The sequence below is a fragment of the Actinomadura miaoliensis genome (assembly GCF_039536785.1).
Lineage (GTDB): Bacteria > Actinomycetota > Actinomycetes > Streptosporangiales > Streptosporangiaceae > Spirillospora > Spirillospora miaoliensis.
Map to the genome: position 1 here is coordinate 1 of NZ_BAAAZG010000061.1, position 15,948 is coordinate 15,948.

Annotated in this window: 21 protein-coding genes; 3 read left to right on the forward strand and 18 right to left on the reverse strand. The window is 73.3% G+C overall.

What is annotated here, in order from left to right; all coding sequences use genetic code 11:
- The 11 genes from ABD811_RS37885 to clpS all read right to left on the reverse strand — a co-directional run.
- On the reverse strand, window positions 1-269 hold a 269-nt coding region (locus ABD811_RS37885), incomplete at its 3' end, for a hypothetical protein (protein WP_344957458.1).
- Window positions 270-374: 105 nt separating this feature from the next.
- Window positions 375-1,016, reverse strand: a complete 642-nt coding sequence (gene rdgB, locus ABD811_RS37890; RefSeq protein ID WP_344957460.1) for an RdgB/HAM1 family non-canonical purine NTP pyrophosphatase — start codon at window positions 1,014-1,016, stop codon at window positions 375-377.
- Complete coding sequence (gene rph / locus ABD811_RS37895) at window positions 1,013-1,732, reverse strand: ribonuclease PH (protein ID WP_344957462.1); 720 nt, start codon at window positions 1,730-1,732, stop codon at window positions 1,013-1,015. The genes rdgB and rph overlap by 4 nt, the downstream gene beginning before the upstream one ends.
- A 26-nt stretch (window positions 1,733-1,758) precedes the next feature.
- Complete coding sequence (locus ABD811_RS37900) at window positions 1,759-2,508, reverse strand: MBL fold metallo-hydrolase (RefSeq protein ID WP_344957464.1); 750 nt, start codon at window positions 2,506-2,508, stop codon at window positions 1,759-1,761.
- 30 nt (window positions 2,509-2,538) lie between these two features.
- A complete protein-coding gene (gene murI, locus ABD811_RS37905) occupies window positions 2,539-3,351 on the reverse strand; it encodes a glutamate racemase (RefSeq protein WP_344957466.1) in 813 nt (270 codons plus the stop codon).
- A 166-nt stretch (window positions 3,352-3,517) separates the two neighbouring features.
- Window positions 3,518-4,318, reverse strand: coding sequence for a thioesterase family protein (locus ABD811_RS37910; RefSeq protein ID WP_344957468.1), 801 nt, complete (start codon window positions 4,316-4,318; stop codon window positions 3,518-3,520).
- Between the two features lie 182 nt (window positions 4,319-4,500).
- On the reverse strand, window positions 4,501-5,448 hold the full coding sequence (locus ABD811_RS37915; protein WP_344957470.1) for a PLP-dependent cysteine synthase family protein: 948 nt from the start codon (window positions 5,446-5,448) through the stop codon (window positions 4,501-4,503).
- Between the two features lie 18 nt (window positions 5,449-5,466).
- Window positions 5,467-5,739 carry a MoaD/ThiS family protein gene (locus ABD811_RS37920; protein ID WP_344957472.1) on the reverse strand — a complete coding sequence of 91 codons (273 nt, stop codon included), beginning with the start codon at window positions 5,737-5,739 and terminating at the stop codon, window positions 5,467-5,469.
- Window positions 5,740-6,131: 392 nt separating this feature from the next.
- Window positions 6,132-6,548, reverse strand: a complete 417-nt coding sequence (locus tag ABD811_RS37925; protein ID WP_344957474.1) for a M67 family metallopeptidase — start codon at window positions 6,546-6,548, stop codon at window positions 6,132-6,134.
- A 75-nt stretch (window positions 6,549-6,623) separates the two neighbouring features.
- Window positions 6,624-7,154, reverse strand: a complete 531-nt coding sequence (locus tag ABD811_RS37930) for a DUF2017 domain-containing protein (protein ID WP_344957476.1) — start codon at window positions 7,152-7,154, stop codon at window positions 6,624-6,626.
- Between the two features lie 12 nt (window positions 7,155-7,166).
- Window positions 7,167-7,463 (reverse strand): ATP-dependent Clp protease adapter ClpS, encoded by a 297-nt coding sequence (gene clpS / locus ABD811_RS37935; RefSeq protein ID WP_344957478.1) that lies wholly within the window; start codon window positions 7,461-7,463, stop codon window positions 7,167-7,169.
- Between the two features lie 123 nt (window positions 7,464-7,586).
- Here clpS and ABD811_RS37940 point away from each other — a divergent pair, with 123 nt between their 5' ends.
- Both ABD811_RS37940 and ABD811_RS37945 read left to right on the forward strand, forming a co-directional pair.
- The gene (locus tag ABD811_RS37940; protein WP_344957762.1) at window positions 7,587-8,945 is read left to right on the forward strand and encodes a nicotinate phosphoribosyltransferase; all 1,359 of its coding nucleotides are present in this window, start codon (window positions 7,587-7,589) and stop codon (window positions 8,943-8,945) included.
- A 50-nt stretch (window positions 8,946-8,995) separates the two neighbouring features.
- Complete coding sequence (locus ABD811_RS37945) at window positions 8,996-9,574, forward strand: isochorismatase family protein (RefSeq protein WP_344957480.1); 579 nt, start codon at window positions 8,996-8,998, stop codon at window positions 9,572-9,574.
- Between the two features lie 66 nt (window positions 9,575-9,640).
- On the opposite strand, the gene ABD811_RS37950 is transcribed toward ABD811_RS37945, so the two are convergent.
- From ABD811_RS37950 to ABD811_RS37975, 6 genes are all read right to left on the reverse strand, one after another.
- Window positions 9,641-11,395 carry a DEAD/DEAH box helicase gene (locus tag ABD811_RS37950; RefSeq protein ID WP_344957764.1) on the reverse strand — a complete coding sequence of 585 codons (1,755 nt, stop codon included), beginning with the start codon at window positions 11,393-11,395 and terminating at the stop codon, window positions 9,641-9,643.
- Between the two features lie 36 nt (window positions 11,396-11,431).
- Window positions 11,432-12,232, reverse strand: a complete 801-nt coding sequence (locus tag ABD811_RS37955; RefSeq protein ID WP_344957482.1) for a zinc metalloprotease — start codon at window positions 12,230-12,232, stop codon at window positions 11,432-11,434.
- A gap of 372 nt (window positions 12,233-12,604) precedes the next feature.
- The gene (locus ABD811_RS37960) at window positions 12,605-12,853 is read right to left on the reverse strand and encodes a DUF3039 domain-containing protein (protein WP_344957484.1); all 249 of its coding nucleotides are present in this window, start codon (window positions 12,851-12,853) and stop codon (window positions 12,605-12,607) included.
- On the reverse strand, window positions 12,850-12,984 hold the full coding sequence (locus ABD811_RS37965) for a hypothetical protein (protein WP_344957486.1): 135 nt from the start codon (window positions 12,982-12,984) through the stop codon (window positions 12,850-12,852). The genes ABD811_RS37960 and ABD811_RS37965 overlap by 4 nt, the downstream gene beginning before the upstream one ends.
- Window positions 12,985-12,993: 9 nt before the next feature.
- Window positions 12,994-13,569, reverse strand: coding sequence for a YqgE/AlgH family protein (locus ABD811_RS37970; RefSeq protein WP_344957488.1), 576 nt, complete (start codon window positions 13,567-13,569; stop codon window positions 12,994-12,996).
- A 119-nt stretch (window positions 13,570-13,688) separates the two neighbouring features.
- Complete coding sequence (locus ABD811_RS37975) at window positions 13,689-14,048, reverse strand: hypothetical protein (protein WP_344957490.1); 360 nt, start codon at window positions 14,046-14,048, stop codon at window positions 13,689-13,691.
- A gap of 10 nt (window positions 14,049-14,058) precedes the next feature.
- Between ABD811_RS37975 and ABD811_RS37980 the strand changes: the two genes are divergently transcribed.
- Window positions 14,059-14,472 (forward strand): hypothetical protein, encoded by a 414-nt coding sequence (locus tag ABD811_RS37980; RefSeq protein WP_344957492.1) that lies wholly within the window; start codon window positions 14,059-14,061, stop codon window positions 14,470-14,472.
- A 63-nt stretch (window positions 14,473-14,535) separates the two neighbouring features.
- On the opposite strand, the gene ABD811_RS37985 is transcribed toward ABD811_RS37980, so the two are convergent.
- On the reverse strand, window positions 14,536-15,939 hold the full coding sequence (locus ABD811_RS37985) for an NAD-dependent malic enzyme (RefSeq protein WP_344957494.1): 1,404 nt from the start codon (window positions 15,937-15,939) through the stop codon (window positions 14,536-14,538).
- Window positions 15,940-15,948: the final 9 nt, after the last annotated feature.

Below are 15,948 nucleotides of genomic sequence, written 5' to 3' on the forward strand. Positions count from 1 at the left end.
GTCGTCGGCGGCTGCGGCGCGGCCGTGGGCTGGGGCGGCGCCGACGGGCGGGCGGACGGCGTGGCGGGCCGGTCCGGGCGGACGGGCGGCGCCGACGGCCCGAGGGTGCCCCTGGCCGCGACCTTGGCCGCGTCCGTGGTGTCGGCGGCGTCCGTGCCCGCCGCCGCGCCGAGCCAGATGCCCGTGCCCAGCACGCCGGCACCGACGACGCCCGCGACCGCCATCGTGACCCGCCCGCGCGGACGCCGGAAACGCCCTTTTTCGCTCATGTTGCTCCTCGGGGTGAACAGAGTGACACCCCTTGAACCCGCGCGGCGCGCCGTGAGGTTGTCACGGCGCCGCTCTTTTTTTCGGCGGGTGCGGGCGAGGAGCCGTCAGCGGGACGTGGCGGCGAGGGCCTCGGGAAGCAGGGCGGCGAGGTCGCGGAAGGCGCGGCCGCGGTGGCTGATCGCGTTCTTCTCCTCGGGCGCCATCTCGGCGGTGGTGCGGGTCTCGCCCTCGGGCAGGAAGATCGGGTCGTAGCCGAAGCCGCCGCTGCCGCGCGGGGCGTCCAGGAGGCGGCCGCGCAGCCGTCCCTCCACGCAGTGCTCGGCGCCGCCGGGCAGCACCAGCGCGGCGGCGCAGACGAACGCGGCGCCCCGGTGCGGGGCGGCCACGTCGGCGAGCTGGTCCAGCACCAGGTCGAGGTTGGCGCGGTCCTTGTCGCCCGTCGCCTCGCCGAACCGGCCTGACCAGCGTGCCGACAGCACGCCGGGCATGCCGTTCAGGGCGTCCACGCACAGCCCGGAGTCGTCGGCGACGGCGGGCAGGCCGGTGTGCGCGGCGATCGCGCGGGCCTTGAGCAGGGCGTTGCCCGCGAAGGTGGCCTCGGTCTCGGGGACCTCGGGCGCGTCCGGGAACTCGGCCAGGCCGACGACCTCGACGCCGGAGCCGTCGGCGGCGCGCAGGCCGGCCAGGATGTCGCGCAGCTCGGCGATCTTCCCCTGGTTGCGTGTGGCCAGGACGAGCCGGGTCATCGGCCGAGCGCCTCCTGCTGCAGGACGGTCAGCTCGGCGCAGCCGCCCGCGGCCAGGTCCAGCAGGGCGTCCAGCTCGGCCCGGTCGAACGGCCGCCCCTCGGCGGTGCCCTGCACCTCCACGAACCGGCCGTCGCCGGTGCACACCACGTTCATGTCGGTCTGGGCGACGACGTCCTCCTCGTAGCACAGGTCGAGCCGGGCCTCGCCGTCGATGACGCCGACGCTGACCGCCGCGACGGAGGTGATCAGCGGCTCGCCCTTGGTCATGCCGCGCCCGCGCATCCAGGCCACCGCGTCGGCGAGCGCGATGTACGCGCCGGTGATCGCGGCGGTGCGGGTGCCGCCGTCGGCCTGCAGCACGTCGCAGTCGAGCTGGACGGTGTTCTCGCCCAGCGCCTTGTAGTCGACGCAGGCCCGGATGGACCGGCCGATCAGCCGGGAGATCTCCTGGGTGCGGCCGCCCGGCCGCCCCTTGACCGACTCGCGCTCGTTGCGGGTGTTGGTGGCGCGCGGCAGCATGGCGTACTCGGCGGTCACCCAGCCGAGGCCGCTGTCGCGGCGCCAGCGCGGCACCGAGTCCTGCACGGAGGCCGCGCACAGCACGCGCGTGCCGCCGAACTCGATGAGCACCGAGCCCTCCGCGTGGTCGAGCCAGCCGCGCTGGATGCGGACGGGACGGAGCTGGTCTGGTGCGCGATCGTCGGGGCGTGCCATGGGGACCACCCTAGTCCCCGGGCGCGTCACAGGTCGTAGGCGGCGCCCACGTGGGCCAGTTCGATGGTGCCCCCGAACGTGCTGGCCTTGGCCTCGGCCAGCGAGCGGTTCGCGTCGTTCCACGGCACCAGATGGGTCAGCACGAGCCGGCGGGCGTCGGCCCGGGCGGCGTGCTCACCCGCCTCGCGGGCGGTGAGGTGCAGGTCGTTGGGCAGGTCGGGCTGCTCCAGGAAGGACGCCTCGCACAGGAACAGGTCGGCGTCGCGGGCCAGTTCCACCAGCGCGGCGGACCGGCCCGTGTCGCCCGAGTAGGCCAGGACCTTGCCGTCGTGCTCGACGCGGAAGGCGTACGCCTCGACGGGGTGCGGCATCTGCGCGGTGGTCACGCGGAACGGCCCGATCTCGAACGGGCCGCGCAGCAGCGGACGGAAGTCGAACGCCTCGGCCATGCCCGGCTCGGGCTCCAGGTCGTAGGCCTTGGCCATGCGGGCCGCGGTGCCCTCGGGCCCGTAGACGGGGATGCGGGGCGCCGGGCCGTCGGGACAGTACCTGCGCGCCACCCAGTAGCCGCACAGGTCCAGGCAGTGGTCGGCGTGCAGGTGCGACAGGCACACGGCGTCGATGTCGTAGAGGCCGTGGTAGCGCTGCAGCGTGCCGAGTGCTCCGCTGCCCAGGTCGAGCAGCAGGGAGTAGTCCTCCGCCTGGATCAGATAACAGGACGCGGGGCTCTCCGGCCCCGGGAAGCTGCCGGAGCAGCCGATCACAGTGACCCGCACGCTCACTCCTCCTCTTGTGTTCCCGAGGAATCAGGTGGTCAGAGCCTTGTTCGCGGTGGGCTCCACGAGGCCGATCTCCGGGCCCAGGAATCGGCGGCCGAGCGCCGCGAACACGGCCGGGTCACCGGTCGCGCGGAACCGGTGGACGGGCGGGGGCGCGGCCTCCGCCCGGGCCAGCCCCTGGTCGTGCAGCACTCGATAGACGTCCTTGGCGGTCTCGTCGGCACTTGAGACCAGTGTGACCCCGTCTCCCACGACATACGAGATGACGCCGGTAAGCAATGGGTAGTGGGTGCACCCAAGGATGAGGGTGTCGCAGCCGGCGTCGACGACGGGCCGCAGGTATCCGCGCGCCGCCTCCAGCAGCTCGTCGCCCATGGTCACCCCGGACTCGACGAACTCCACGAAACGGGGGCAGGCGGCGGCGGTCAGCTCGATGTGCGGGGCGGCGGCGAAGGCGTCCTCGTAGGAACGGCTGGTCACCGTCGCGCGGGTGGCGATCAGCCCGACCCGGCCGTTGCGGGTGGCGCGGGCGGCCCGCCGCACCGCCGGGTTGATCACCTCGACGACCGGCACGTCGTAGCGTTCGCGGGCGTCGCGCAGCATCGCCGAGCTGGCGCTGTTGCAGGCGATGACCAGCATCTTCACGCCCTCGTCCACCAGCTGGTCGAGCATCTCCAGGGCGAAGGCGCGCACCTGCGCGATGGGCCGCGGCCCGTACGGCTGGCGCGCCGAGTCGCCGAGATAGACGATCGACTCGTTCGGCAGCTGGTCCAGGATGGCGCGGGCCACGGTCAGCCCGCCGAAACCGCTGTCGAAGATCCCGATCGGCGCGTCAGACATGAGACTCAAGGCTAGGCGAACGGACGCCGCCGAGGCGCGTCATGCGTCGGACATCACACGGTCACATGCTCGAAACCGCCGTGCGCGCGCCCCGGGCGCCCACTCCTGTGATTCCGGGCGTGTCCCGTGCCGGGTGTGACGGTCGCCGGCCCGGGATCCGCGCGGCTCAGCTGGACGGGGGGCGGCCGACGCGGGCGAGCTGGCGGCTCTGCGCGACCAGGCGGCCCGCCGAGTCCCAGACCTCGACCTCCTCGTCGAACCAGCCGCCGGTGACCATGCGGCCGCTGCCGTGCAGCGCCAGGGGGCCGGGGGCGGGGACGGCGCGCATGTGCCAGGTCATCTCGACGGTCGGGGCCCAGCCCTTGGCGCCGGTGTTGAGGACGATGGGCGGCAGCGCGTCCACGGCCAGGGCCAGGGCGAACGCGTCGGGCTCGTGCGGGTCGCGCAGCCGGAACCAGGCGCGGCACTCGGGCCGTCCGCTGGGCCGCCCGTCCAGCCAGCCCAGCGTGGCGGGGTCGAAGTGCATCTGCACCTGGTCGGCGAAGCCGCGCTCGCGGTCGCCTCCCTGGAAGTGGGTGCACCGCTCGATCGGCGGCAGCGGCGGCGTGGGCGGCTCGCCGACCCACTCGGGCTCGGCGCCGGCCTCCAGGTCGGCGGTGGTGATCAGGGCGTCCACCGCGACCCGGCCGTCCTGGACGAGGCTGACGTGGGCGGCGCTGGCGGTGCGGCCGGCCTTGCGCGGCTCCACCAGCACCTCGGCGGGGCCCGCCTTGGCGACCCGCAGGAAGTTGGCGGCGGTGGCGACGGGGTGGCGGTGCGGGGCGGCGTCGACGGCGGCGCGGGCCAGCACCGCCATCAGGTAGCCGCCGTTGAGGGCCTCGGCGAACCCGAACGCGCCGTCGAGATCGATGCGGTACCTGCCCTCGTCCACCCGCGTGACCGCCGTCGCGTCGCCGAACCTGCTCATCCGCCCTCCCGGCCGCCGCCCTGTCCCGGCTCCGTGCCGGCGCGCGGCCGGCACGGATCTAGAATGTCGTTCGAGTATGAACTCTATCCCTCAGGGCAGCCGCCACCGGCCCCGGCAGGGCGGCCGGAGCGCGCCGAGCACGCAACTTGCGGTGCAACGGACACTCCGCCGGACCTGCCCCGTCAGGCCCAGAGCTGGCCTTCGAGACGCTCCTCGGCCTCCTCCAGCGTGCCGGAGTACGCACCCGTCGACAGGTACTTCCATCCGCCGTCGGCGACGATGAACACGATGTCGGCCCGCTCCCCCGCCTTGACCGCCTTGGCGGCCATGCCGAGGGCGGCGTGCAGGGCGCCGCCGGTGGAGATGCCGGCGAAGATGCCCTCCCGCTCCAGCAGCTCGCGGGTGCGGCGCAGCGCGTCGGCCGAGCCCACCGAGAACCGGGTGGTCAGCACGGTGTCGTCGTACAGCTCGGGCACGAAGCCCTCGTCGATGTTGCGCAGCCCGTACACCAGCTCCCCGTACCGGGGCTCGGCCGCCACGATCTTGACGTCGGGTCGCTGCTCGCGCAGGTACCGGCCGACGCCCATGAGCGTGCCCGTGGTGCCCAGCCCGGCCACGAAGTGGGTGATCGTCGGCAGGTCCGCGAGGATCTCCGGGCCGGTCGTCTCGTAGTGGGCCAGCGCGTTGGCCTCGTTGCCGTACTGGTAGAGCATCACCCAGTCGGGGTGCTCGGCGGCCAGGCCCTTGGCCACGCGGACGGCCTCGTTGGACCCGCCCGCCGCCGGCGAGAAGATGATCCGCGCCCCCCACATCTCCAGCAGCTGGCGCCGCTCGGCGGAGGTGTTCTCCGGCATCACGCAGACCATGTTGTAGCCGCGCAGCTTGGCGACCATGGCCAGGGAGATGCCGGTGTTGCCGGAGGTGGGCTCCAGGATCGTGCAGCCGGGGCTGAGCAGGCCCTCCTTCTCCGCCTTGGCGATCATCCAGAAGGCGGGCCGGTCCTTGACCGAACCGGTGGGGTTGCGGTCCTCCAGCTTGGCCCACAGCCGCACCTCGGGGCTCGGCGACAGCCGGGGCAGGCCGACCAGGGGGGTGCGGCCCAGGGAGTCCAGCAGGGAGTCGAAACGCATCGGCACGGCGTCCCGGGGTCAGCCGCCGGCGACGGCCGGCAGGATGGTGACGTTGTCACCGTCGGCGACCTCGGTGTCGAGACCGCCGAGGAAGCGCACGTCCTCGTCGTTCAGGTACACGTTGACGAACTTGCGCAGCCCCTTGTCGTCCACCAGCCGCTCGCGCAGGCCCGGGTGGCGGGCGTCCAGGTCGGAGAACAGCTCGTCGAGCGTGCCGCCCTTGCCCTCCACGGACTTGGCGCCGCCGGTGTAGTTGCGCAGGATCGTCGGGATCCGGACCTCGATCGCCATCGCGATGATCTCCTTCGGGTCGTGTCTCTCTGTGGGGGGACCGCCCCCCACGCCCCCGGCTCGAGGTAAGGGCTCCCCGCCCGAGGCATCACAACCGGGCGGGAGGCGGGGGAATTCCAGGCGGGATCAGGCGCGTCAGCGACAGTCGTAGACGACCTCGGCGCGCGAGTGCCCGAACAGGAAGCTCTGCACGGGACAGGGGGACGCGGCACCCCGCGGGAACCCGGCGAGTGCGGAGCGGGCCGCCCGCGGCGGCGGCGCGAAACCGGCCGGCGCACGGCGCGCCGCGCCCGGCCCCGACCGCCCGCTCGTCCACATGACGGCCAGTTTACCGGCCGTGTCCGCGGCCCCGATCGGCCGCCCGGGCACGCCCGTCCGCATCGGAACGCCGCTCACTCGTCGCCGTCGACGATCTTCACTTCCTCTTCGGTGATCTCGCCGTCCACGATCCGGAAGGAACGGAACTCGATCTCCTCGGGGTCGCGCGTGGACACCAGCACGTAGTGCGCGTTCGGCTCGGAGGCGTAGGCGACGTCCGTGCGGGACGGGTACGCCTCGGTGGCGGTGTGGGAGTGGTAGATGACCACGGGCTCCTCGTCCCGGTCGTCCATCTCCCGCCACACCTTGAGCTGCTCGATGGAGTCGAACCGGTAGAACGTGGGGGAGCGCTCGGCGTTGGTCATCGCGATGAACCGGGTCGGCCGGTCCGATCCGGCCGCACCGGCGATCACGCCGCATGCCTCGTCGGGGTGGTCGGCGCGCGCATGCGCAACGATCTTGTCAACCAGGGCACGCTCGATCGTCAGCATGCCCCGAAGGCTACCCGCCGCCGCAGGCCGACCCGGCCCCCGCCCCACCTGCGGCCCGATCCCCCGGCCGGGCGGTCACCACACGGCTCGGACGAGGCTCTCCTGCAGCATCGTCAGCCAGTCGTAGGCGGCGAACATGGGCGTGCGCGGGTCGGCCGGGTCCAGCTCGGCGGCCTCCTCGTACCACTGCTCGGAGATGTCGAGCCGGGTGCCGAGCGCCAGCCGCACGTCGTTGAGGGCCCGCAGCCAGATCTGCGCCTCCTCGTCGTCCAGGACCGTCCGCGGGCCCCGGTCGAGCGTCTTGAGGACCGTCTGGGCGGCCTCGCGCTTGCCGTCGCGCAGGCCCAGCTCGGTGTAGCGGCGGAACTCGCCGGCCGCGCGGTCGTCCTCGCGGTAGCCGTCCGGGAACAGCCGCGCCAGCACCGGGTCGTCCGGCGGGGAGGTGCGCTCGGAGATGCCCACGGCGGCCAGCTCGTCGCCCCGGCCCGGCGCGTCCTGGTCCAGCAGCGCCAGCAGCTGCTCCATCAACGCCCGGACCAGCGCCGCCTCCTCGGGCTCCAGCCGCACGCTGACGCCGCCGCCTCGCACCCTCTTGACCGCACTCATGGATCTCGATTCTCAGTCGTCTCGTTTCACCGTCGCCCACAGGCCGTAGGAGTGCAGGATCTCCACGTCCCGCTCCATCTCCTCACGCGTGCCGTTGGCGACCACGGCCCGGCCCTTGTGGTGCACGTCCAGCATGAGCTTCTCGGCCTTGGGCCGCGTGTAGCCGAACACGGTCTGGAACACGTACGTGACGTACGACATGAGGTTGATCGGGTCGTTCCAGACGATCGCCAGCCAGGGCCGGTCGGCGCTCTGGCCCTCTCCGACGTCCGGCCGTTCGAGCTCGACCGGTGCGGGTGCTGTGCTCATCGGCTCCTCACGTCTCCCTCGTTCCCCGCGGAGTCGATTCCGCCACCGTTCCCGATGCTATGCGCGATGCCGTCGGCCGCGTTCGCCCCTCGGCCGCCGCGGTCCGCGGCGGCCCGCATCTCCATGGTGCACACACCGGGCCTTAAGGTTCCACTTGTGGACCTTGGTGACGGCACGGCTCTGCTGACCGACCATTACGAGCTGACGATGCTGCAGGCGGCGCTGCGCGAGGGCACCGCCGGACGCCGCGCGGTGTTCGAGGTGTTCGCCCGCAGCCTGCCGAACGGACGGCGCTACGGCGTGGTCGCGGGCACCGGACGGCTGCTGGACGCGATCGAGCGCTTCACCTTCGACGCCGCCCAGCTGGAGTTCCTCACCGCCCATGGCGTGGTGGACCAGCCGACCGCCGAATGGCTGGAGAAGTACCGCTTCACCGGGAACGTATGGGGTTATCCCGAGGGCGAGTGCTATTTCCCCGACTCGCCGATCCTGGTGGTGGAGGGCACGTTCGCCGAGGCCGTCCTGCTGGAGACGGTGGCGCTGTCGATCCTCAACCACGACTGCGCGATCGCCTCGGCCGCGTCCCGGATGGTGCAGGCCGCGGCGGGCCGTCCGCTGATCGAGATGGGCTCGCGCCGCACCCACGAGCGGGCCGCCGTGTCCGCCGCCCGCGCCGCCTACATCGCGGGCTTCGCCACCACGTCCAACCTGGAGGCGGGACGCCGGTACGGGGTGCCGACCGCCGGTACGGCCGCGCACGCGTTCACTCTGCTGCACGACAGCGAACGGCACGCCTTCAAGGCCCAGCTCGCCTCCCTCGGCGAGAGCACGACGCTGCTGGTCGACACCTACGACGTCGAACGGGCCGTGCGCACCGCCGTGGAGCTGGCCGGGCCGGCCCTGGGCGCGGTGCGCATCGACAGCGGCGACCTGGGGGTGATGGCGCGGCGCGTCCGCGAGCTGCTGGACTCGCTCGGCGCCACCGACACGCGCATCGTGGTCACCGGCGACCTGGACGAGTACGGCATCGCGTCGCTGGGCACCGCCCCCGTCAACGGCTACGGCGTCGGCACGTCCCTGGTGACCGGGTCGGGGGCGCCCACCGCGTCCCTGGTCTACAAGCTGGTGGCGCGGGCCGACGGGCCGGAGCCGGACGCCCCCATGCGCCCGGTGGCCAAGCGGTCCGCGGGCAAGCCCACGCGCGGCGGCCGCAAGGCGGCGGTCCGCCGCGTCGACGCGCACGGCACCGCGACCTGCGAGCTGATCACCACGGGCGAGCCGACGCCGGGGCCGCGCGACCGGCTCCTGCACGTCCCGCTGATCAAGGACGGCGAGGTGGTGGGACGCGAGCCCCTGGCCGACGCCCGCGAGCGGCACGCCCGCTCCCTGCGGGAGCTGCCCCCGACCGCCGTGCAGCTGTCGCGCGGGCAGCCCGCCATCCCCACCGAGTTCGTCGACGGCGGCGTGCGCCCGCTGGAGTAGCGTTCGCGTTGTCCGGGGACATACCGGGGGAACCTCATCGAGGAGCGCTCATGGGCAAGGCCCTGATCATCGTTGACGTCCAGAACGACTTCTGCGAGGGCGGCTCACTGCCCGTCGGCGGCGGCGCGGACGTGGCCGCCGCCATCTCCGCGCACGTCGCCGCGCACCGTGACGAGTACGCCCACGTCGTCGCCACCCGCGACTTCCATCTCGATCCCGGCGACCACTTCTCCGCCGACCCGGACTTCGTCGACACCTGGCCTCCGCACTGCGTGATCGGCACGCCCGGCGCCGACTTCCACCCCAACCTGAACCTCGCCCCGATCGAGGTGGTGTTCAGCAAGGGCCGCACCGACGCCGCCTACAGCGGGTTCGAGGGCGCGACCGACGACGAGGTGCCGCTGGCCGAGTGGCTGATCAGCCACGAGGTGGACGAGGTCGACATCGTCGGCATCGCCACCGACCACTGCGTGCGGGCCACGGCCGTGGACGCCGCGCGCGCCGGGCTGCGCACCCGCGTGCTGCTCGACCTGACGGCGGGCGTCGCCAAGGACACCGTCGACCGGGCCCTGGAGGAACTGCGCCGCGAGGGCGTCGACCTCGTCGGCAGCCCCGTCACCCGCGCCTGACCGGCCGCCGCCGCGGACGCAGGTGCAGACACGGGCGCAGGCGCGGACGCCGATCCGGCCGGCGGGTCAGGAGCGGCGCCGGGCGGCCCATTCGCGGATCTTGGCGATGCGGCGGCGGATGTCCTCGGCGCTGGCCTGGGCGATGGCGGGGCCGCCGCAGACGCGGCGCAGCTCGGCGTGGATCACGCCGTGCGGCTGGCCGGTGCGGTGGTTCCACGCGCCGACCAGGCCGTTCAGCTCCTTGCGCAGGGCGTGCAGGTCCTCGGCGGTGGTGCGGTCGTCGGCGCCGTCGGCGCGCGGGTCGCCGGTCTTGTTCTTGCGGCGGGCGCGCAGCTGGTCGGCCTGGCGCTTGCGCAGCAGCGCACTGACCTGCTCGGGCTCCAGCAGACCGGGGATGCCGAGGAACTCCTCCTCCTCGGCCGAGCCGGGCGTGGCCTGCATGCCGAACTCGCCGCCGTCGTACAGCACCCGGTCGAAGGTGGCGGACGCCTCGACGGTCTCGAAGGAGAACTCCTCCCCCACCGCGTCGGGGTTGTCGCGGCGCCGGTTGGCCTCGGCCAGCAGGTCGTCGTCGAGACCGTCCTCGCGGAGGGGTTTGTCGAGCACGTGGTCGCGCTCGGCCTCCATCTCGGCGGCGTGGCCCATCAGCGTCGGCACCGACGGCAGGAACACCGAGGCCGTCTCGCCGCGCTTGCGGGCCCGGACGAAGCGGCCGATGGCCTGGGCGAAGAACAGCGGCGTGCTGGTGGACGTGGCGTACACGCCCACGCACAGCCGCGGGATGTCGACGCCCTCGGACACCATCCGCACCGCCACCATCCAGCGCTCGTCGGTGCCGGCGAACTGCTTGATCTTCTTGCTGGCGGTGGGGTCGTCCGACAGCACCACGGTGGCGCCCTGCCCGGTGACCGCGCGCAGCATCGCCGCGTACGCCCGGGCCGACTCGTGGTCGGTGGCGATGACCAGGCCGCCCGCGTCGGGGATGGCGCGCCGCAGCTCGGTGAGCCGCTTGTCGGCGGCGACCAGCACCTGCCGGATCCAGTCGCCCTTGGGGTCGAGCGCGGCCCGCCACGCCTGCGACATCTGGTCCTGGGTGAGCGGCTCGCCGAGGGTGGCGGTCAGCTCCTCGCCCGCGCGGGTGCGCCAGCGCATCTCGCCCGCGTACGCCATGAACAGCACCGGCCGGACGACCCCGTCGGCCAGGGCCGGGCCGTAGCCGTAGGTGTAGTCGGCGCGGCTGCGGCGGATGCCGTCGGAGCCCTCCTCGTACTGCACGAACGGGATGGGGTTGACGTCGGTGCGGAACGGCGTGCCGGACAGGCACAGCCGCCGGGTGGCGGGCTCGAACGCCTCGCGCACCGCGTCGCCCCACGACAGCCCGTCGCCCGCGTGGTGCACCTCGTCGAAGATCACCAGGGTCTTGCGGGCCTCGGTGCGGTTGCGGTGCAGCGCCGGACGGGCCGCGACCGTGGCGTAGGTGACGGCGATGCCGTGGAAGTCCTTGCCGACGCGCCCCTGGGCGTTCTGGAACTCGGGGTCGATCCTGATGCCGACACGGCCGGCGGCCTCGGCCCACTGCCGCTTGAGGTGCTCGGTGGGGCACACCACGGTGACCCCGACCACCACGCGGCGGTCGAGCAGCTCGCGGGCCAGCCGCAGCGCGAAGGTGGTCTTACCGGCGCCGGGCGTGGCGACGGCGAGGAAGTCGCGCGGGCCGGTGCCCCCGTCCGCGCCGAAGTACGCCTCCAGAGCCTGCTGCTGCCAGGCACGCAGGGACGAGGCGGTCCCCCAGGCGGCCCGCTCGGGGAAGGCGGGGGGCATGCTGGAAGCGGCGAAAGTGCTCACGGTCATCGAAGGCTACCTAGACTCACCGACAAATCGCGCCCCACCGCGCGCGGAACCCGTCCGGCGCGGCTCCCGGTACGCGGCCCACAACGTGCGCAAACGTCGTCCCTGACCAGCGGTGAACTCCCGCATGCAGTCGTCCCATCCGTAGTTCATGAAATTGCGCACAGGGTCGCTGCCCGGCTCGGGGCAGGTGTCCTTCCGCCGCGGGCAGCCCTGGGCGGGCCACGCCTCGTACGGTGTGTCGCCCACGTCGTCGCCGGGGACCTCGCAGCCGTTCTCGAACGTGTGGAACAGCCCGATCCAGTGCCCGACCTCGTGCACGACGGTGTAGCCGCGGTCGAAGTGCTGGAAGGAGCCGTTGGTCACGCTGCGGTGGTCGACGACGACGCCGTCGTTGCCCGGTTCCCCCCGGTACCACTGGGGGAAGGTGGAGAAGCCGAGCACGTCGGTGCCGACGGCGGCGGTGAACAGGTTGAGGGTGCCGGGCCCGCCGCCGCGTAGATGGTGTTTGATGGCCCGTTCGTGCGCGTGCGGCTCGGCGAACCACCCGGGTTTCACGGTGACCTCGTAGCTCTTGAGCCGGAACCTGATGCCGGTGTCGGCGCCGCCCCACCTGCCGCCGTAGGCGGCGTTGAGTGTGGCGACCTGCTGCTTGGCCCTGGCCCGCGACAGGCGTCCGTTCCTGCCGTCGGTCACCACGTGGAACCGGACCGGGATGACGATCGGCCGGCGCCGCCACCGGGACTCCAGCAACCGCTCGTCGTCGGTGCCGAACCGGGCGCGCAGGGTGCGGCGGAAGTCGTCCAGCATCGCCCGCACCTGGGCGCGCCCGAGGTCGGCGCGGTCACGGACGGGGGGCTCGCCCGGTTGGCCCGGTTCGCCCGCGCTGCGCAGCGCGCCACGGCCCGGCGGTGTGCGGCCCTGCGTCCGGCCGGGCGTGTCGTCGCAGGCGGCCGTCGCCGGCGCGGCCCGGCGGACGACCCGCGCGTCGCCATACGTGAGTGAAGCACCACACAGAGTAATGACAAGTGAGCAGCAGAAGACCCTGCCGAGCCGCTTCATCGATCCCCCGAATCAGAAATTCATGATCTCGCGGCCGGTCTGCCCGCCGGCCGCGAGATCACGTCACGCCCGCCCTTGCGCCGCGCCGCCCGTCAGCACCCCGGGCGGCGCGGGCCGCGCTCACTGGTCCCCGTCGTCGCCCTTGGCCATGCCCTCGTAGATCTCCTTGCACTCCGGGCACACCGGATACTTCTTGGGGTCCCGGTTCGGCACCCAGACCTTGCCGCACAGCGCGATCACCGGGGTGCCGGTCACCGCGCTCTCGGTGATCTTGGCCTTCTTGACGTAGTGGGCGAACCGCTCGTGGTCGCCGTCGCCGTGCGAGAGATCCGGCCGGGTGTCGCTCTCGGGAAGGATCTTCGTGCTCACGTGGCCTCCTCGCCCAGCGGCTCCGAAGCCGCGTCCGCAGGGGTGCTGTGCTCATCGTGCTCGATCGGACCGACGCGGCCGATCGGCCGGGCTCGGCTGCGCGCCGCCCGGCGGCCCGTCGCCTCGCTCACCCCATCACCTTAGTTGAGGGTCGGGTCGTCGGGGAAAGTGGAGACGAACGCCAGGTCACCGCCCTGACGGCGGAGCACCTCGCGCCACAGCCGGGCGGGGTCGCCGGCGAACACGTCGCCCGCCTCGGCCGGGACCACGTACCACGCGCCCTCCTCGATCTCCGCGTGCAGCTGCCCGGCCGACCAGCCGGAGTACCCGGCGAACACGCGCAACTGGAGCAGTTCGGGCGCCAGCAGGCCGGGCGGGGCGTCCAGGTCCACCAGGCCCACCCGGGCCACCTCCGACCCGCCGTCCAGGGCGCGCCATCCCAGCGGCTCGCCCTCGCCGGGCAGCCGCGCCAGCGCCAGCGCGTTGTCGAGCGCCACCGGCCCGCCCTGGAACACCACCGACGGCCCGGTCACCAGTTCCGCCCACGGCGGCAGCACCCGGTCGACGGGCACCTCGGTCGGCCGGTTGAGGACGACGCCGAGCGTGCCGCCCTCGATGTCGTGCTCGACCACCAGGACGACGCTGCGCCGGAAGTTGGGGTCGTCCAGCTGGGGGGTGGCCACGAGCAGCTGCCCCACCCTTATGCCGTCTTCCATGGCAACCATCATGCGTTGCCCGGAGCCCCGGCGGCACGCCCCCCGCACCGTTAGCCTGTTACGCATCCCTATCGCCCGGGGTATCGGCAGAACGCGGGGCCGGGTTAAGAATGATCTACTCAGGATCGCCGAGCGCCGGGAACCAGCCGACGGGCCGGGAGGAACGCGATGCAGTTGCCGAGGGTCCTCATCGCCGCCGTATTCTTCGTCATCGGGTTGCTGCTCGCGCTGCCCTGGCTGACCGACTTCACCGGGATCACCCGGTCGGGGTCGCCCGCCGCGTCCACGTCATCGCCCAGCCCGGACGACTCGGGCTCGGCGAGCCCGACGCCGTCGGGCACCCGCACCGGGCGTGACGGCGACGGCTCGGCCAGTCCCAGCCCGAGCCGGACGACGTCGTCGCCGAGCCGCAGCGCCTCGCCGAGCCCGACGCGCACCACGCGCACCTCCGCGCCCGGCAACGCGCCGCTGACCGTCACGATCGGCGCGGTGGACTGCCCCGGCCGCACCGTGGACGTGACCGTCCGCAACACCGGCAGGGGCACCGAGGACTACGCCATCGAGCGCAACGACGGGTCGGCCGCCACGGCCGGCCGGCTCGGCGCCGGCGCGTCCCGCACCACCGAGATCACCCTGCGCGAGGACCGCCGCACCCGCGTCGAGGTCACCTGGCGCAACCGGCCGGTGCGGGAGCGGACGATCACCGCCAACTGCCGCCGCGGCACCCCCGCGCCGAGCCCGAGCGACGAGCTGCCGCGCACGGGCTCGGACTCCACGGTGCTGTGGGCGCGCGCCGCGACCGGCACCGCCGCCATGCTCACCGGCGCGATCATCTTCTGGTACGGCGGCATCTGGCCGCGGCGCCGCGAGCAGATCTTCGCCAAGAAGACCGGCGGCGAGTGACCCGTCCGGAACCCCGTCCCGAGCCCTGTCCGGAACCCCGTCCGGACGCTCGGGCGGCGGCCCTCACGCCTCGGTGCGGGGGCGGCCGCCGGCGGCCTCCCGGACGGCGCCCGCGACGCGGCCGCTGACCTCCGGGTGGAACACGCTCGGCACGATGTAGTTGGGGCCGAGCTCCTCGTCGGTGACGACCTCGGCCAGCGCCTTGGCGGCCGCCAGCAGCATGTCCTGGGTGACGCCGTCGGCCTGGGCGTCCAGCAGGCCGCGGAACACGCCCGGGAAGGCCAGCACGTTGTTGATCTGGTTGGGGTAGTCGCTGCGCCCGGTGGCGACCACGGCGGCGTGCTCGCGCGCCTCGTCGGGGGACACCTCGGGCTCGGGGTTGGCCAGCGCGAACACGATCGCGTCGTCGTTCATGGCGGCGATGTCGGCGCCGGTCAGGATGCCCGGCGCGGACACCCCGATGAACACGTCGGCGCCCTTGACCGCGCCGCGCAGGTCGCCGGCGTAGCCCTCGTCGTTGGTGTGCTCGGCGATCCAGCGCAGCGACTCGTCCAGGTCGTCGCGGCCGGTGTGCACCGCGCCGCGGTAGTCGCACACCACCACGTTCTTGGCGCCCGCGTTCAGCAGCAGCCGCAGGATCGCGGTGCCCGCCGCGCCCGCGCCCGCCATCGCGATGCGCACCGCGCCCAGCTCCTTGCCGACCACGCGCAGCGCGTTGGTCAGCGCGGCCAGCACGCAGATCGCGGTGCCGTGCTGGTCGTCGTGGAAGACGGGGATGTCCAGCAGCTCGCGCAGCCGGGCCTCCACCTCGAAGCAGCGCGGCGCGGAGATGTCCTCCAGGTTGATGCCGCCGAACGCGGGGGCCAGGATCTGCACGGTGCGGACGATCTCGTCGGTGTCCTGGGTGTCCAGGCAGATCGGCCAGGCGTCGATCCCGGCGAACCGCTTGAACAGCGCGGCCTTGCCCTCCATGACCGGCAGCGCCGCCTCCGGGCCGATGTTGCCCAGGCCCAGCACGGCCGACCCGTCGGTCACCACGGCCACGCTGTTGCGTTTGATCGTCAGCCGGCGCACGTCCTCGGGGTTGCGGGCGATGGCCAGCGACACCCGCGCCACGCCCGGCGTGTAGGCCATGGACAGCTCGTCGCGGGTGCGCAGCGGCACCTTGGACTGCATCTCGATCTTGCCGCCCAGGTGCATGAGGAACGTGCGGTCGCTGACCTTGTGGACGGAGATGTCGTCGAGCTGCTCCAGGGCGCCGACGATCGCCTCGGCGTGCTCGGTGTCGCGGGTGGCGATGGTGACGTCGATGCGCAGCGTCTCGTGCCCGGCGGTGTTGACGTCGAGGGCGGTCACGATGCCGCCGGCGTTCTCGACCACGTGCGTGATCTGGCTGACGGCCTTGCCGCCGGCCGGCACCTCCAGCCGGACGGTGATGGAGTACGACACGCTGGGCACGCTGGCCACGACTGCTCC

Excerpts from the sequence above, each read along its gene's own strand:
- rdgB (WP_344957460.1), bottom strand. The coding sequence starts at position 1,016 with ATGACCCGGCTCGTCCTGGCCACACGCAACCAGGGGAAGATCGCCGAG.
- rph (WP_344957462.1), bottom strand. The coding sequence starts at position 1,732 with ATGGCACGCCCCGACGATCGCGCACCAGACCAGCTCCGTCCCGTCCGC.
- murI (WP_344957466.1), bottom strand. The coding sequence starts at position 3,351 with ATGTCTGACGCGCCGATCGGGATCTTCGACAGCGGTTTCGGCGGGCTG.
- ABD811_RS37910 (WP_344957468.1), bottom strand. The coding sequence starts at position 4,318 with ATGAGCAGGTTCGGCGACGCGACGGCGGTCACGCGGGTGGACGAGGGC.
- ABD811_RS37915 (WP_344957470.1), bottom strand. The coding sequence starts at position 5,448 with ATGCGTTTCGACTCCCTGCTGGACTCCCTGGGCCGCACCCCCCTGGTC.
- ABD811_RS37920 (WP_344957472.1), bottom strand. The coding sequence starts at position 5,739 with ATGGCGATCGAGGTCCGGATCCCGACGATCCTGCGCAACTACACCGGC.
- ABD811_RS37925 (WP_344957474.1), bottom strand. The coding sequence starts at position 6,548 with ATGCTGACGATCGAGCGTGCCCTGGTTGACAAGATCGTTGCGCATGCG.
- ABD811_RS37930 (WP_344957476.1), bottom strand. The coding sequence starts at position 7,154 with ATGAGTGCGGTCAAGAGGGTGCGAGGCGGCGGCGTCAGCGTGCGGCTG.
- clpS (WP_344957478.1), bottom strand. The coding sequence starts at position 7,463 with ATGAGCACAGCACCCGCACCGGTCGAGCTCGAACGGCCGGACGTCGGA.
- ABD811_RS37940 (WP_344957762.1), top strand. The coding sequence starts at position 7,587 with ATGGTGCACACACCGGGCCTTAAGGTTCCACTTGTGGACCTTGGTGAC.
- ABD811_RS37945 (WP_344957480.1), top strand. The coding sequence starts at position 8,996 with ATGGGCAAGGCCCTGATCATCGTTGACGTCCAGAACGACTTCTGCGAG.
- ABD811_RS37950 (WP_344957764.1), bottom strand. The coding sequence starts at position 11,395 with ATGCCCCCCGCCTTCCCCGAGCGGGCCGCCTGGGGGACCGCCTCGTCC.
- ABD811_RS37955 (WP_344957482.1), bottom strand. The coding sequence starts at position 12,232 with ATGCTGGACGACTTCCGCCGCACCCTGCGCGCCCGGTTCGGCACCGAC.
- ABD811_RS37970 (WP_344957488.1), bottom strand. The coding sequence starts at position 13,569 with ATGGAAGACGGCATAAGGGTGGGGCAGCTGCTCGTGGCCACCCCCCAG.